Here is a 15,900-nt window from a genome sequence, read left to right as displayed (position 1 = left end):
CGCCTGTTTGTCTGATGTGCTGTGCAATTTGTCACGCAACAAGGATTGGTCGTCCACCCCGCCCTCGGTCGTGTATAATGAAGAAAGAACCTAATTAGGAAGTGACATGACTATGCCGAGACAAGACGCAGCCGATCAGTTCGTAAAACTGATCCCATTAATCCGCAGGAAGTTGTTACGCCGTTCCGACCTCCCGCAAATCCCAAACTTGAACTTTTCCCACTTTCATCTCCTCATGTTGATTGAGGATGAAGGTGCCGTGACGAACGGACACATCAGCGAGACGCTATCGATCGCCCCGCCAAACGTGACGCCGCTCATCACGAAGCTCGTCGATGAGGGCTACATCACCCGCGTGCCGGACGAGCGTGACCGCCGTGTCATCTGGAACCAATTGACCGACAAAGGTGAGCTCGTTCTTCGCGAGCGTCGCGACTCGTTTCGACGCTTGTTCGAGGACCGCCTCGCTTTTTTAGACGAGGAAGAGACGGATCGATTGATTGACAGCCTGAAGACGTTGACGGAGATCGTCGAGAAGATGGATAAGAGCGAGGGATGATTTTTACTCGTCAACATCCACGTCTTCTTATATAATCGAGGATGAATCAATCGAACAATGGAAAGAGAGATGACATGTAATGGGTCGTAAATGGAACAACATTAAAGAGAAAAAGGCGTCAAAAGACGCCAATACGAGTCGCATTTATGCGAAGTTCGGCCGTGAAATCTACGTAGCCGCCCGCCAAGGGGAACCAGATCCAGAATCAAATCAAGCGCTCAAATTCGTCGTTGAACGGGCGAAGACGTACAACGTCCCACGCGCCATCATCGACCGCGCCATCGACAAGGCGAAAGGCGGCGACGAAGAGAACTTCGATGAACTCCGCTATGAAGGGTTCGGACCGAACGGCTCGATGCTCATCGTCGACACGCTCACGAACAACGTCAACCGGACGGCGTCTGAAGTCCGCGCCGCTTTCGGCAAAAACGGCGGCAACATGGGTGTCAGCGGATCGGTCGCTTACATGTTTGACGCGACGGCCGTCATCGGTGTCAGCGGCATGTCTGCTGACGACGTACTCGAACTCATGATGGAGCACGATCTTGACGTTCGCGATGTCATCGAAGAAGATGAGACGATTATCGTCTATGCGGAACCAGAAGCGTTCCATGCCGTCCAGACTGCCTTCAAAGCTGCAGGCATCGAGACGTTTGAAGTCGCCGAGTTGACGATGTTGCCACAAAACGAGATCGCCCTCGACGACGAGTCGAAAGAACAGTTCGAAAAACTGCTCGACGTCCTCGAAGATCTCGAAGACGTGCGCCAGGTGTACCATAACGTTGAATGATCATGAACGAGCGATAACTTTTCGGAGTTATCGCTTTTTTTGAACAATCGATTTGACAACCCGAAAAACGTATGTTAAATTTCAAAAGTCTTTATCATATTAAAGTGATAACAAGAGAAAGAGTTTGAAAGAAAGGTGTTGGAATTGATGAATGCTGTCTTATTAGCTGTTATCGTATTATTCGCTCTCGCGATCAGTCGAGTTCACATCGTCTTGTCGCTCATCCTCGCCGCAATCGTCGGCGGTCTCGTCGGAGGTCTCGGGTTCAACGACACGTTGACCGCCTTCAGTGACGGTCTTGGCGGAGGGGCTACCATCGCCCTCAGTTATGCGCTACTCGGTGCGTTCGCCGTCGGTTTGTCAAAAACAGGGCTCCCAGATGTCCTCGCTGAGAAGTTGATTAGCATGTCTGGCCGCGACGTCACCGGTAAGAGCGTGGCGCGCGTCAAGGCGTTGTTGCTATCGTTCCTCTTATTACTAGCAATCAGTTCGCAGAACGCTTTACCGATTCACATCGCGTTCATCCCGATTGTCATCCCGCCGCTCCTCGTGCTCTTTAACGAGTTGGAGCTCGACCGCCGGCTCGTGGCGACGATTCTCACGTTCGGTCTCGTCACGCCGTATATGTTACTTCCGGTCGGATTCGGCGGCATTTACTTGAATGAGATTTTGCTGCCGAACGTGGAAACGAACGGCATGGCCGTCGGTGATGTCAATATTGTCAGCATCATGGCCATCCCAGCCCTCGGGATGCTCGTCGGTCTCGTCACCGCCTTCTTCCACTACCGGAAGCCGCGGACGTACGATACGATTCAACTCGGGCCTACTGATTACGAGATTCGGACGTTGAGCCCGCTCAAAATCTGGCTCACAGCTGCCGTCGTCCTCGTCGTGCTCGTCGTTCAACTTCAGACCGAATCGATGATCGCATCGGCCGTCTCAGGACTCATCCTGTTGACGCTGCTTCGCCTCATCCCTTGGTCAGAGGCAGACGACATCTTCACGAGCGGGATGCGCATGATGGCTTTCATCGGCTTCGTCATGATTGCAGCGAGCGGTTTTGCCGCCGTCATCCGCGCGACCGGTGCCATCGATCCGCTCGTCAGTGGCGCAAGCGGCATCATGGGCGACTCACAATTTGTCGCCGCGCTCGTCATGCTCCTCGTCGGACTCGTGATCACGTTAGGAATCGGTTCGAGTTTCTCGACGATTCCAATCATCGCGGCCATCTTCGTCCCGCTTTGCATCCAATACGGTTTCTCGGTCGAGGCGACAATCGCCATCATCGGGACGGCCGGTGCACTCGGTGATGCTGGTAGCCCGGCAAGTGACTCGACACTCGGACCGACGAGCGGCTTGAACGCCGACGGTCAACACGACCACTTGCGTGAGACGGTGTGGCCGACGTTCCTCCACTACAATATTCCGCTCATCATCTTCGGCTTGATCGCCGCCATGGTGTTGTAATCACTTCCGATTGCGCCGAGCGTAAATCGTACCGAGCAAGACGAGCACGAGTAAAAACCAAATCCCGGTGTACATGAGGATTTCGATAATCATTTCTGACTCCTCCTAAATGTCCATGTAAAAAGGAGCGACGAATTCGTCGCTCCTTTTTATGATGAAGTTTTTAGCTGTTGTTGACAAGTGTTCAAGTATCCGTCGACGGTATCCGCGACCTCGCGACCTTCTCGGATTGCCCAAACAATCAAACTTTGTCCCCGTCTCGCATCCCCTGCAACAAACACACCCTCGACGTTCGACGTATAGTCATGGTTCGCCTCGATGCCGACTTTCCGGAGCTCTCGCTCCGGTCGTTCGAACCCGATGGCGACAAGCACGAGATCGGCTGGATACGTCTCTACTGAACCGTCGACGACGAAGAACATCGCCTGTCCATCAGGTTTTACGATTTTCTCCATCCGTTCCGTCTCAATGCCGACGACCCGGTCCCCCTCTTTGATGACTCGGTTCGAGCGAATCAAATACGTGCGCGGGTCACGGTCGAAGTGTTCAATCGCTTCCGCATAAGCGTAATCAGTCGATAACGTGTCCGGTTGGAGCGGCCATGGCTTCTCCGGTGCCCGGAACATACCTTTCTCCGGGTGTTTCCCAAACTGTGTCACTGACTTGGCGCCTTGACGGATTGCCGTCGCCACACAGTCCGCGCCCGTGTCCCCACCACCGATGACGATGACGTCTTTCCCCTCCGCATCGTATCGAGCGTCGAGCGATTTCCCGCCGAGCATACGCGTCGATTCCGTCAAATAATCCATCGCCGGCTCGACGCCGTTGGCATCATCCCCATCGATGCCGAGCGTCCGTTGTTTCTGTGCGCCCGTCGCGAGAATGACAGCATCGTACGTGTGACGGAGTGACTCGATCGTCACGTCGGTCCCGACGTTGACGCCGGTCTTGAAGCGGATCCCTTCCGCCTCAAGCAGACGTACACGACGCCGGACGACGTCTTTCTCGAGCTTCATGTTCGGAATGCCATAGAACAACAGACCGCCCGCCTCATCCGCCTTCTCATAAATCGTGACCGCATGGCCGAGCTGGTTCAACTGATCGGCCGCCGCGAGTCCGGCCGGCCCGCTGCCGATGATGGCGACACGGTGTCCGGTCCGTTTCTTGACATGTCGTGGCTTGACCCAGCCTTCCTCGAACGCGCGGTCGATGATCGTCCGTTCGATCGATTTGATCGCGACCGGGTCCTCACTGATGCCGAGCGTACACGATCCTTCACACGGGGCCGGGCAGACACGCCCCGTAAACTCCGGGAAGTTGTTCGTCTCCATCAATCGTTCGTAAGCACGATACCAATCTTGGTCCGAGACAAGCTTGTTCCACTCCGGAATCAAGTTGTGAATCGGACAGCCAATCGTCTCTTGGCCAATCATGTCCCCGACGTGACAGAACGGGGTGCCGCAATCCATGCAGCGCTCGGCTTGTTTGACGATTGGTTCGTCTTCCATCCGAGACGCGTATTCACTGTAATCATGGATCCGTTCGAGGACGGAACGCTCAGGTAATGTCTCCCGCGGGATATCAATAAATTTATGTCTCATACTCCCCCTCCTTCAGTCACGACACGGAATAGTTCGAGGGCACGGTCGGCGTCACTCAATTCCGGACGCGTCGCCTCGATATGACGCATGACGTCAAGCACGTTCGCATAATCACGCGGTACGATTTTGACGAAGCGTTTTCGTTCTTGCTCGAACGACTCGAGCACGGCTCTCGCTTTGACACTGTCCGTATGGAACTGGTGCATCTCGAGCAGCGCGTAAATCTGTTCGGCATCCTCGTCGGTCAACTCGCGGTCAATCGAGACGAGCTCTTCGTTGACGAGCTGTTCGTACGCTTGGTCCCCGTACAGATAGGCGACCCCGCCCGACATCCCGGCCCCAAAGTTACGACCGACCGACCCGAGCACGACGACCGTCCCACCGGTCATATACTCGCAGCCATGGTCGCCGACCCCTTCGGTCACGGCGACGGCACCCGAGTTACGGACGGCAAATCGTTCGCCGACATGACCGTTGAAGAATGCCATCCCCGACGTCGCGCCATACAGGCAGACGTTACCGGCAATGACTTGTTCACTCTCTTCGAACGGGGCATGTTTCTCAGCGATGACGGCGAGCTTTCCACCGCTCAAGCCTTTCCCGACATAGTCGTTGGCGTCGCCGATGACCGAGATGGTGATCCCGTTCGGCAAAAACGCCCCTAAACTTTGGCCGGCCGATCCGCTGAGGCGAAGTGAAATCGTGTCCTCGGCGAGTCCGACGTTGCCATGCACTTTCGTCACTTCATGCCCGAGCATCGTCCCGACGGCTCGGTCCGTGTTGCGGACGCGGCCGACGAAGAACGTCGGTTGGAGCGACTTGATGGAACGTGAGACGGCTGGGATCAGTTTGCGATGGTCATACGACTGATAGGCCGGATGCGGCAGTTCCTCTTTTTCCGGCAACGCCGTCGGAATCGATAGCATCGGTGCCAAATCAAGTGTTCTCGCTTTCGGATGTTCTTGTTTCCAGACGCTTTCCTCTAACAAGTCGGTCCGGCCAATGACGTCACGGAGCGATTTCGCGCCGAGCGAGGCTAAAATCTCCCGCACGTCTTCGGCGAGGAACGTCATCAAGTTGACGACGTGTTCGGGTTTGCCCATGAACTTCGCGCGTAAAGCCGGGTCTTGTGTGGCGACACCGACCGGACACGTGTCGAGGTGACACGCCCGCATCATGATACAGCCAAGGACGACGAGCGGCGCCGTCGCGAACGCGTATTCTTCGGCGCCGAAGATGGCGGCGAGGACGATATCACGTCCAGTCATGAGCTTACCGTCGGTCTCGAGCGTGACGCGGCCTCGGAGTCCATTCAACGCGAGCGTCTGGTGTGTCTCGAGCAGACCGAGCTCCCACGGGAGTCCTGTATGCTTGATTGATGTCCGAGGTGACGCCCCGGTCCCTCCGTCATAGCCACTGATGACGATCGTGTCGGCGTTCGCCTTGGCGACACCGGCCGCAATCGTCCCGACGCCTGACTTCGAGACGAGTTTGACACTGATTTTCGCGTTCGGGTTGACGTGCTTCAAGTCGAAGATGAGTTGCGCCAAATCTTCAATCGAATAGATGTCGTGGTGCGGTGGTGGCGAGATGAGTCCAACGCCTGGGACAGAGCCGCGCACTTCGGCGACCCATGGGTATACTTTGTTCCCAGGCAATTGTCCGCCCTCACCCGGCTTCGCACCTTGAGCCATCTTGATTTGAATCTCATCGGCGTGATACAAGTATTCGGCCGTCACGCCGAAACGTCCACTCGCGACTTGCTTGATGCGACTGACGCGTTCGCTTCCGTCCTCATCAGGCGTGAACCGATTCCGGTCCTCCCCGCCTTCCCCGGAGTTGCTCTTGCCGCCGATTTGGTTCATGGCGATGGCGAGCGTCTCGTGCGCCTCTTTCGAAAGGGATCCGAACGACATTGCTCCCGTCTTGAAGCGGCTGACGATCGAAGTGACCGACTCGACTTCATCAATCGAAATCGCATCTTGTTGTTTGAACGCGAACAATTGACGTAAGAATTGGCCTGACGACTCGTGGAGTTTGACGTAAGCGTCATAATACCGGCGCTCGTTCTCGCGGCAGGCCCGCTGGAGCAAATGAATCGTCTTCGGGTTAAAGGCGTGCTCTTCCCCGTCAGCGCGCCACTGGAAGTCGGCTCCGGCCTCGAGCGGTCGCTCGCGTTTGTAGGCGGATTCGTGCTGACGGCGCGACTCTTCCTCGAGTTCGATGAAACCGACACCGGACAATTGTGACGTCGTTCCACGGAAATGGCGTTCGATCAAGGCACGGTCAATGCCGACCGCCTCAAAGATTTGTGCCCCGCGATAACTTTGCACGGTCGAGATTCCCATCTTCGACATGATCTTGACGATGCCATCGACCGATGCCGTCTGATAGCGGCGAACGGCTTCTGTGAACGAGTATGGCAGTTGACCGTCCTCGACCGCCTCGGCAATCGTCGCATAGGCGAGATACGGATAGACGGCGTCAGCGCCGTATCCAATCAAGGCGGCCGCTTGGTGCACTTCACGCACTTCGCCACTCTCAGCGACGAGACTGCACGACGCGCGAAGATTGACGCGAATCAAATGTTGGTGGACGGCGCTCAAGACGAGGAGCGACGGCATCGCCAGCAGGTTTTCGTTCATGCTTCGGTCTGACAAGATGATGACTTCAGCCCCATCGCGGACGAGCCCTTCGACACGTTCGAACAACGTCTCAAGGGCAGCCTCGAGGTCGTGTTCGTATGTCGTCTCGACCCGTTCGACGCGAAGCGTCTCGTTCACTTGTTCGACCGCGGCCGCATCAAGGAACGGATGTTTGAGCCAGACGCGACGCGCATGACCACGGCCGGTGTGGACCGGGTTCGCGAGTGGTCCGAGCCACGTGAACGTGGCCGTGACGATCTTCTCACGCAATGCATCGATTGGCGGGTTCGTGACTTGGGCGAAGTGCTGTTTGAAGTAATGGAACAATGAGCGTGGCCGTTCAGACAAGACCGCGACCGGTTGGTCATGACCCATCGAACCAATCGGGTCTTTCTTCTCAAGGATGAGTGGGACGAGATATTGTTCGATATCTTCTTTCGTGTAACCGAACGCCCGCTGTTTCCGGTGCAGTTCGGCGACGAACGGCTCTTCGACCGGAGACTCTTCAAGCTTAGTCATCTGCTTCAACCATTTACCGTACGGCTCGGCTCGCGCGATCGTCTGTTTGATTTCCGCGTCAGGGATGAGGCGTTTCGACTCTAAGTCGATCAATAGGAGCTGGCCTGGACGAAGTCGCTGTTTCGACTTCACGTTCTCGGCTTGTACGGGAATGACGCCGCTCTCAGACGACAAGATGAGTTCGCCATCCAGCGTCTCGATGTAACGCATCGGGCGCAGTCCGTTCCGATCCAAGATGGCCCCGATTTGACGTCCGTCCGTGAAGACGACGCCCGTCGGTCCATCCCAAGGCTCCATGATGGACGAATGATATTGGTAGAAGTCTTTTTTAAACGGGTCTATTTTCACTTCCGCGAACGGCTCAGGGATGAGCATCATCGCCGTATGAGCGATGGAACGTCCGGTCCGTGTGAAGAACTCGAAGGCGTTATCGAGCATCGACGAATCGCTGCCCGTCTCTTGAAGGACTGGGAACAGTTGATTCACGTCCTCGAACAAATCGGTCGATGTCACGCCTTCGCGCGCTCGCATCGCATCGATATTGCCGCGGAGTGTGTTAATTTCTCCGTTGTGCACAATCATGCGGTTCGGATGGGCCCGCTCCCATGATGGGAACGTGTTCGTCGAGAAGCGAGAATGGACGATACCGAACGTGCTCTTATAGGCCGGCGCCTGCAAATCGAGATAAAACCGCTCAATCTGCTCAGGCGTCAGCATCCCTTTATAGACGATCGTCTTCGTCGATAAACTCGGCATGTATAGATTCAAGTCCTCGGTCTTCTCAATCGTCCGTCTGAGTTGGTAGAGTGTCCGCTCGTTCGAGTCGTAGTCTGCGAATGGGCAAGAAACGAACCATTGATAAATCGTCGGCTGTGTCACCCTGGCGTGTTCCCCAATGGCCAAACTATCGACCGGGACCTCACGCCAGGCGATGGTCGCATAGTCAAACTCATCGGCAATCGCTTCCATCTGCCGTTGCTTTTCTTGCAGCCGTGATTCGTCAGGTTGGAAAAAGACCATCCCGACCGCGTAGCGACCTGGTGTCGGCAAATTCATCGTCTCGAGGAACAGTTCGTGCGGTAGCTCGGTCATGATCCCCGCTCCGTCTCCGGCATCGATGACGCCTTGCCCGCCCCGGTGTTCCAGCTTACAGAGCATCGATAATGATTTACTGACAATGTCGTGTTTCTTCTCTCCGTTTAGGTTGACATATAGCCCAATGCCACATGCGTCTTTTTCGAATCGTGAATCGTACAAGCCTGTTCGCTTCATCGAATCAACCCCTCTCTCTCGATCTTGTTTCGTAAATTTTATTTTGTTCTAAATATTCTGATAAATCAAGGGTCTTGTATACCATTCTGCATAATTCACGTCCACCACCATATCGATGTAAGCGGATTCATCAGCGTTATCAAGCAATTTTTGAAAACATGTTATAATGCATAAAGAATAATTATCCATAAAATATATTGATATATAGGTTCATAAGAACTCAAATAATCTAGCAAAAAAAGCGGTAGTCTATTGAGCTACCGCTTCTGCTTTCGACCTTATTCAACCGTTTTTCGTGAGTGATGCAAGAATGCCCGTGGCTTTTTCCAAATGATCAAGCCGACATAGCCGAGGGTGAGCAAAATCAAGGCACTGACGAGGACGACATAAAGCGTCGCTTCCTCGATTCGTGCAAAGATGGCGACGTAGGCCCAGACGAAGACGAGCGGATAGATGAAGTCACGATGCCACCACATGAAGACGAGTGCGAGGACAACACCGACCATGAGCATGAGCGACGTCCAAGCCAGTTCGTCGAGCCCGAGCAACGTGGTGACATTTTCTCGGTTCATGACGACGAACACGTTGACGATCGTCGCGACGGACACCCAGCCGATATAAATCGAGAACGGGAACCGGTCGAGCCAACTTGTCGACGTCCGGAAGGCGATGTAATAGAGCCAGGCGAGCGTCGCGAGAAATGCGACCATGACGACGAGCGAAGCGATGAACCACTCGTTCGTGAACGTGAGCAACCAGAGGCCGTTCAAGATACACGAGACGAGAAAGCCCGCTTTCATCCGATTCGCCTGCCGGTTCGCAACCGACCCTTTCTTCAGTTGCAAGACGAGCCAGACGGCGAGCGCGATATAAATCACGCCCCAAATCGAGAACGCGTAGCCGGCCGGTTTGAAGTAAATATCGATTCGGTCCGACACGGCCGCATTTTCACCGCTCGCGAAGTAGTTGATGACGACTGTCGCTAAAAACGCCAGCCAGTTGATTAAAGGCCATTTTGATAAGTCCATAAGTAGGATCCTCCGAAGAAGACCTGACACCTCCTTTATCGAAATTCGGCGAGAATACTCCCAAATCTACACATTAAGAGCGAAGCCCCAGTGAAAGTGGGAGATGAATCGCCAACCTCTCTTTTGGGTATAAATACCTAAAGGAGGTGAACATCATGATGAAGCATAAAGCGTATAAATTCCGGATCTATCCGACAACGGAGCAGGAGATCCTAATCGCCAAGACGATCGGCTGTTCACGCTTCGTCTTCAACCACTTCTTGGCGAAGTGGGAAGAGACCTATAAGGCGACAGGAAAAGGCTTGTCCTACGGTTCCTGTTCAAAAGAAATCCCTTTTTTGAAACAAGAGTTCGACTGGCTGAGTGAGGTCGATAGCACATCTGTCCAGGCGAGCGTCAAACATCTGGCCGAGGCGTATGACCGCTTCTTCAAGAAGCAGAACGAACGGCCACGGTTCAAGTCGAAGCGGAACCCCGTCCAATCCTACAAGACGAATATCCAAGGCAAGTCTCAACTTCCTGAGGTGTCGATCGTCGGGAATCGGCTCAAGCTGCCGAAGCTGAAGTGGGTCCGGTTCGCCAACTCGAGACGGGTCGAGGGTCGCATCTTGAACGCCACGATCCGCCGGAACGCCTCGGGCAAACACTTCGTCTCCCTCCTCGTCGAGCAGGAGATCGACGAACTGCCGAAGACCGGCTCCTCGGTCGGCGTCGACGTCGGCCTGAAGCATTTCGCCGTCCTGTCCGACGGCACGGTGTACCAAAACGACCGCTACTTCCGTTCGCTCGAGAAGAGAATGGCGCGCGAGCAACGCAAGCTCTCCCGTCGTCAGCTCATCGCCCTGAACCGGAACATCAAGCTGTCCGAGGCGAAGAACTATCAGAAACAGAAACGCAAGGTCGCCCGCATCCATGAGAAGATCGCCAACAAGCGCACCGACTTCCTGCACAAGGTGTCGACCGAGATCGTCAAAAACCACGACGTCATCGGCATCGAGACCCTGCAGGTGAAACACATGCAGCAGGACCGCACGCTCAGCAAATCCATCTCCGATGTCAGCTGGTCGGCGTTCTTCCGTATGCTCGAATACAAGGCCGGCTGGTACGGCAAGACCGTCGTCAAGGTCGGCAAGACGTTCGCCTCGAGCCAGCTCTGTTCGAGTTGCGGCCATCGACACAAAGACGTGAAGCATCTCGGTCTGCGCATATGGACGTGCCCGGGTTGCGGGACCCACCACGACCGCGATGTGAACGCGGGACTGAACTTGAAACGAGAGGCCGAGCGCATCCTGGCCTCTTCAACCGTCGGGACGACGGGGCTAGCCTGATCAGGTTCCGGTCGTTAGACCGGATCAACCAGGAATCCTTCACCTCCAAGCGAAGCGTAGGTGGAGGTAGTTCAATAGCATAGTTTTCTATACCCATGTGCCAACGCTCATACACATCTGGACTAGCTCCTGAATAACTCTCAGGACACATAATAAAACGACCCCGGTCTAAACCGGAGTCGTTTCGAAGAAGCGGCAGTGTCACCGCATTCGGAATCACCCACCTGAGTTCGTGGACAATAGCATCAATTGTTTAGAAGTCGATTTCATCCGGGTCCGGACCGAGGCGGTCATGTGTCGCCACGGCATCGATTTTCGCCAAGTCGTCCGCATCGAGCGCAAAGTCGAACACTTCGAAGTTCTCTTGAATGCGGTGCGGTGTGACGGATTTCGGAAGCGCGACATTCCCCGTGTCCAAATGCCAGCGAAGCACGACTTGCGCCGGCGTCTTGCCGTGTTTCTCCGCGATCTCAGCGAAAGTCGGGATGTCGAGGAACTTCCCTTGCATGAGCGGGCTCCAGGCCTCGACTTGAATTCCCTCGTCTTGGCAATACTCGACGAGATCTGGTTGCGGCAGTTGCGGGTGCAACTCGATCTGATTGATGAGCGGCGTCATGAGACCCGCTTCTTTCAACGTTTCGAGATGATGTTCTTTAAAGTTCGACACTCCGATCGCCTTGATTTTACCAGCCTCATAGAGGTCGATCAAATCTTTCCATGCCTCGACGAACCCGTCGACTGGCCAGTGGAGAAGACAGAGATCTAAATAGTCCGTCTCGAGTCGAGCGAGCGACTCGTCAAACGCCTCTTTCGTCCGGCGCTGGCGGATGTCTTCGTTCCAAATCTTCGATGTCAAAAAGATGTCGTCGCGAGCGACGCCTGACGTCTGAATCCCTTTAGCGACGCCTTCTTCATTCTTATAGACTGCTGCTGTATCGATGTGGCGATATCCGACTTTGAGTGCCTCGGCGACGGCCTGTGGCGCCTCCGTCTCATTGTCGACTTGCCATACCCCAAAGCCGATCATTGGAATTTTGACACCGTTGCGTAACGTTGCGAGTTGCATACAATCATTCCCCTTTCAAAACTGTTCGAGCTGATTGTATCATACCCGTCATTCTATTTCGAAAAACTAAATCGTTAAATCTTTTCGGGTAAAACGTCCATAAGACAACAGCATTGCGACGATGAGAAGTCCCCCCAACCAGATGAAAGAACGAAACGCTGATTCCCCTTGGATTTGAGCGTTGGCGTCAAACAACGAGAAGATCGATAACGTATTCAACCAGTCGAGCTGGTCACTAAATCCCGAGAACACATTCGCCATCAAGAAGAGCGCGAAAATCCCACCCGTGACCATATATGACCGTGTGCTGTCGTCGAATAGGCTCGCGAGCACATAGGCGAGCGCCCCGAGGACGACTAGAATCAGTCCTGCGTTCAACTGAAGCGTCCACAGTAAGCCGATGTCGATCTGTAAATCAAATAGGACATTGGCAAGCATGAGACTGAGCCCGTTCAACCCGACAAGCATGCCGCTCGCGAGAACAAGCAACACCATACTGGCCGTCACGTAACCGCCACGTGAAATCGGTGCGGCCAAATAGAGCATGACCTCACCCGAGTCGACGGGTTTGGCCATGAGCCGCGAAGCGAATGTGAGCGCGAATAGGATGGCCAATACGTAAAAGATGAGCCCATAGTAATTGCCCGCAAGCAGATTGATGACGTTGTCCATCGCCAAGTTCGGGTCGATTTTGAACACTTCGAGCAGCTCCGGTGGCAACGAATCCAATTTGCCTTCAATCAGTCCCGTCTCTTGAATCGACGGGAACACCGCCGCCAGAAAGAACAAGTAGAGGCTCGTCCCGAGCGAGTAGCCAAGGATCCAACTGCGGTTTTGTTTAAACAGTGCCGAGATGAGTACCATTTATTTCGCCTCCCCATAATATTGCATGAACAGATGCTCGAGTTCGTCGGTGCCGCTCGACAACGACTGGACCTCATGACGGCCGAGTCGATGAATCAAGTCGTTCAACTCTTCCACTGTCGATAAAGTGACGGTGACGACCACACCGTCACGCGAACCGACTTCTTCGCTCAACCGCATTGCTGCCGATTCGTCCTGCAGCTCGATGCGATACGTCTTTTGGCTATGCCGTTTCAACTCTGTCATTTCTGCTTCGATAATCATTCGACCATCACGGATGAGTGCGGCTCGGTCGCACGTCTTCTCCATCTCAGGAAAGTGGTGCGAACTCATTAACACTGCCTTGCCCGCTTTCTTCTCGGCAATCACCCAATCGACGAGCCGTTCCTGCATGAGCGGATCGAGTCCGCTCGTCGGTTCATCGAGGATATAAACAGGCACGTCTTTCATGAAGCAAGTGATGATGGCGAGCTTTTGTTTCATCCCCTTCGACATCTTCCGTACTTTAAGCGACGAATCGAGGGCGAACACCTCCCGTAACTTCCGTTCACGTTCCGTACTCGTCACATGCAATTTACGGGTGAGACGAATGACTTCTTCTCCGGTCATGTCTTGCGGATAATTAATCTCACCTGGTAAATAGCCGACGAGCGCTTTCACCGTCTCGCTCTCGTTCCAACAGTCGTGCCCCATGACGGTGGCCGTGCCAGCGTCAGCATGTAGCAATCCCATCAAGTGACGAATCGTCGTCGATTTTCCTGCCCCGTTCGGTCCGATAAATCCGAACACGGTTCCAGGCTCGACCGTGAACGACACGTCGAAGATGCCATGGTACGGATCGAAACGCTTCGTGAGTCCTTTAATTTGAATCACTGTCCTCACTCCTTAGTTTTGAAATATAAAATATATATGATTACAAAACAAGTATATCACGTTATTTTTTGAAATGGAAATGGTATATTGGTTACAAAACTATATGAGAAGCGAGGATGCCTATGGATGGATTCACAAAACGAACCGAGACGAAACGACGGGCGATATTAGATGCTGCCTTTCGACTGATGGCCGAGAAGCAGTCACGTTTCACGGTGAGCGAGCTCGCGCGCGCCGCCTCGGTCTCCCCGGTATCAATTTATAATTATTTCGGTTCCAAAGAACAAGTAATCGTCGCCGTCTTGACCGAAATGACCGAAGAACAGATGGGATGGATCGAGGGACAGATCGCGGACAACGTCCCGTTCGATCAATTGATGATTGAGATCTTGTCACGCAAGATCGAGACGGCAGCATTGTTCGATGAGACGATCACCTCGATGATTCAAGCGGATGCATCATGGCAACAGTTGGCAGGCCGAGGCTACGCCGCGTTCCGGCAACTGATCGAATATGGGAAGACGAACGGGGCCATCGACCCGGAACTGTCGACCGATTCGTACTTGCGATACGTTCAACTCATGCAACAGGCGATTTTGTCCGATCCGGCCTTCCCGTCTGGTGACATGGGCACGCTGATGGAGGACTATTTCCATTTCTTTTTGAACGGCATCATGAGCCGTTGACGACGAACAAGCGACCACCCGAGAGGATGGTCGCTTGTTTCATGTCGGATAGATAAAATCTTCAATCGGATAGAGCGACATGTCGAGCTCACAGCCTCCTGTCAGAACGAGGTCGGCGAGCACTTTTCCGATGAACGGACCGACCGTCAAGCCGGACGATCCGAGACCGTTGGCGACGAGCAACTGCTCCGCTCCCGGCACACGGCCGAGAATCGGAATCGAGTTCGGTGTGACCGGACGGAAGCCGACCCGCGTCTCAATCAGTTCGGCTTCAGCGAGTCCCGGGGCCGATTCCAGCCCTTTCGAGAGCACTTCGTGAATCCCGATCGCCGTCGGCCGTGCGTCGAACGCCTTGTCCCGCTCGTGTGTCGAGCCGATGACGATTCGCCCTTCTTCGAACCCGAGCAAATAACGGCGCCGCGGCGGCATGACGACCGGCCAGTCAGACGCATCCGTGTCCGGTAGCTGCACGTGCACGATTTGCGCTTTTTCCCCGGCGACACGTGCCGTATAACCGATCGGCTCCATCAACTCGGGCAACCACGCCCCGCAAGCGAGCACGATCTCATCCGCCTCATAGCGGACCCCGTCACACTCGACATGATAACCGTTTTCTTCAACGAGGACGGCTGAACCATCAATCAAGGTCACGCCACGCTTCACGGCGACCCGTTCGAGCGCCGCTCTTAACTTCTCCCCATCAACTCTTGCCCCTCCTTCGACGAGAAGAGCGTCATATTCGTCCGAGAGCGGTGGGAACAGCGCTCTCGCCTCTTCCGCCGTCATTCGGGTCAAATCGCCGATTTCCGGGGCTTCTTCCCGGCGCAGCGCCGTCCGTTCTTGCATCTCGTTCAATTTTTTGTCTTCGTGCAAGGCGAGCGTTCCGACGCGTTTATAGCCGGTCTCCGTCTCGCCTTCTCGCTTCAAATCGTCGACGACGGTCGCATAATAGTGAGCGCCGCCTTTGGCGAGCGCGTACCATGCCTTGTTGCGGCGCTGGGCGATCCATGGGCAGACGATGCCCGCCGCCGCGTCGGTCGCACGGCCCTTCTCTTTTCGGTCGATGACGGTGACGTCAGCCTTCCCGGCCAGATGGTATGCTGTCGAGATGCCGACGATTCCTGATCCAATCACAATCACTTTTTTCATAGCTTTAGCGCCCTCATCGGTTCGATCAGGGCTTCACATCCTTTCTTTAAAAA

Annotated in this window: 12 protein-coding genes; 5 read left to right on the top strand and 7 right to left on the bottom strand. The window is 54.6% G+C overall.

Annotated features, from left to right (window positions below; all coding sequences use genetic code 11):
• The first annotated feature begins 112 nt into the window (after nucleotides 1-112).
• From KNP79_RS02280 to KNP79_RS02270, 3 genes are all read left to right on the top strand, one after another.
• The gene (locus tag KNP79_RS02280) at nucleotides 113-559 is read left to right on the top strand and encodes a MarR family winged helix-turn-helix transcriptional regulator (protein WP_034777458.1); all 447 of its coding nucleotides are present in this window, start codon (nucleotides 113-115) and stop codon (nucleotides 557-559) included.
• A gap of 79 nt (nucleotides 560-638) precedes the next feature.
• The gene (locus KNP79_RS02275) at nucleotides 639-1,349 is read left to right on the top strand and encodes a YebC/PmpR family DNA-binding transcriptional regulator (RefSeq protein ID WP_034777456.1); all 711 of its coding nucleotides are present in this window, start codon (nucleotides 639-641) and stop codon (nucleotides 1,347-1,349) included.
• A gap of 147 nt (nucleotides 1,350-1,496) precedes the next feature.
• Nucleotides 1,497-2,816, top strand: coding sequence for a Na+/H+ antiporter family protein (locus tag KNP79_RS02270; protein ID WP_215191201.1), 1,320 nt, complete (start codon nucleotides 1,497-1,499; stop codon nucleotides 2,814-2,816).
• A 149-nt stretch (nucleotides 2,817-2,965) separates the two neighbouring features.
• Here the strand turns inward: KNP79_RS02270 and KNP79_RS02265 are convergent, their stop codons facing one another.
• The 3 genes from KNP79_RS02265 to KNP79_RS02255 form a co-directional block, all read right to left on the bottom strand.
• Nucleotides 2,966-4,417, bottom strand: a complete 1,452-nt coding sequence (locus KNP79_RS02265) for a glutamate synthase subunit beta (protein ID WP_215191092.1) — start codon at nucleotides 4,415-4,417, stop codon at nucleotides 2,966-2,968.
• On the bottom strand, nucleotides 4,414-8,853 hold the full coding sequence (gltB, locus tag KNP79_RS02260; RefSeq protein ID WP_215191090.1) for a glutamate synthase large subunit: 4,440 nt from the start codon (nucleotides 8,851-8,853) through the stop codon (nucleotides 4,414-4,416). The genes KNP79_RS02265 and gltB overlap by 4 nt, the downstream gene beginning before the upstream one ends.
• 278 nt (nucleotides 8,854-9,131) lie before the next feature.
• Nucleotides 9,132-9,881 (bottom strand): TspO/MBR family protein, encoded by a 750-nt coding sequence (locus tag KNP79_RS02255; RefSeq protein WP_215191083.1) that lies wholly within the window; start codon nucleotides 9,879-9,881, stop codon nucleotides 9,132-9,134.
• A gap of 155 nt (nucleotides 9,882-10,036) precedes the next feature.
• Between KNP79_RS02255 and tnpB the strand changes: the two genes are divergently transcribed.
• Nucleotides 10,037-11,209: an IS200/IS605 family element RNA-guided endonuclease TnpB gene (gene tnpB / locus KNP79_RS02250; protein WP_215191081.1), complete on the top strand. Its 1,173-nt coding sequence runs from the start codon at nucleotides 10,037-10,039 to the stop codon at nucleotides 11,207-11,209.
• A 253-nt stretch (nucleotides 11,210-11,462) separates the two neighbouring features.
• Here the strand turns inward: tnpB and KNP79_RS02245 are convergent, their stop codons facing one another.
• The 3 genes from KNP79_RS02245 to KNP79_RS15790 form a co-directional block, all read right to left on the bottom strand.
• A complete protein-coding gene (locus KNP79_RS02245; RefSeq protein ID WP_215191078.1) occupies nucleotides 11,463-12,275 on the bottom strand; it encodes an aldo/keto reductase in 813 nt (270 codons plus the stop codon).
• Nucleotides 12,276-12,341: 66 nt separating this feature from the next.
• On the bottom strand, nucleotides 12,342-13,139 hold the full coding sequence (locus tag KNP79_RS02240) for an ABC transporter permease subunit (protein ID WP_215191076.1): 798 nt from the start codon (nucleotides 13,137-13,139) through the stop codon (nucleotides 12,342-12,344).
• On the bottom strand, nucleotides 13,140-14,012 hold the full coding sequence (locus tag KNP79_RS15790; protein WP_215191074.1) for an ABC transporter ATP-binding protein: 873 nt from the start codon (nucleotides 14,010-14,012) through the stop codon (nucleotides 13,140-13,142).
• Nucleotides 14,013-14,134: 122 nt separating this feature from the next.
• Here KNP79_RS15790 and KNP79_RS02230 point away from each other — a divergent pair, with 122 nt between their 5' ends.
• Nucleotides 14,135-14,698, top strand: a complete 564-nt coding sequence (locus KNP79_RS02230; protein WP_215191072.1) for a TetR/AcrR family transcriptional regulator — start codon at nucleotides 14,135-14,137, stop codon at nucleotides 14,696-14,698.
• 39 nt (nucleotides 14,699-14,737) lie between these two features.
• On the opposite strand, the gene KNP79_RS02225 is transcribed toward KNP79_RS02230, so the two are convergent.
• Nucleotides 14,738-15,847, bottom strand: coding sequence for an NAD(P)/FAD-dependent oxidoreductase (locus KNP79_RS02225; RefSeq protein ID WP_215191070.1), 1,110 nt, complete (start codon nucleotides 15,845-15,847; stop codon nucleotides 14,738-14,740).
• Nucleotides 15,848-15,900 lie beyond the last annotated feature (53 nt).

It is taken from the genome of Exiguobacterium sp. s7, assembly GCF_018618195.1.
Classification (GTDB): domain Bacteria; phylum Bacillota; class Bacilli; order Exiguobacteriales; family Exiguobacteriaceae; genus Exiguobacterium; species Exiguobacterium mexicanum_A.
Note: the sequence above shows the minus strand (reverse complement) of the source record. Positions and strands in the feature narration are given on the sequence as shown.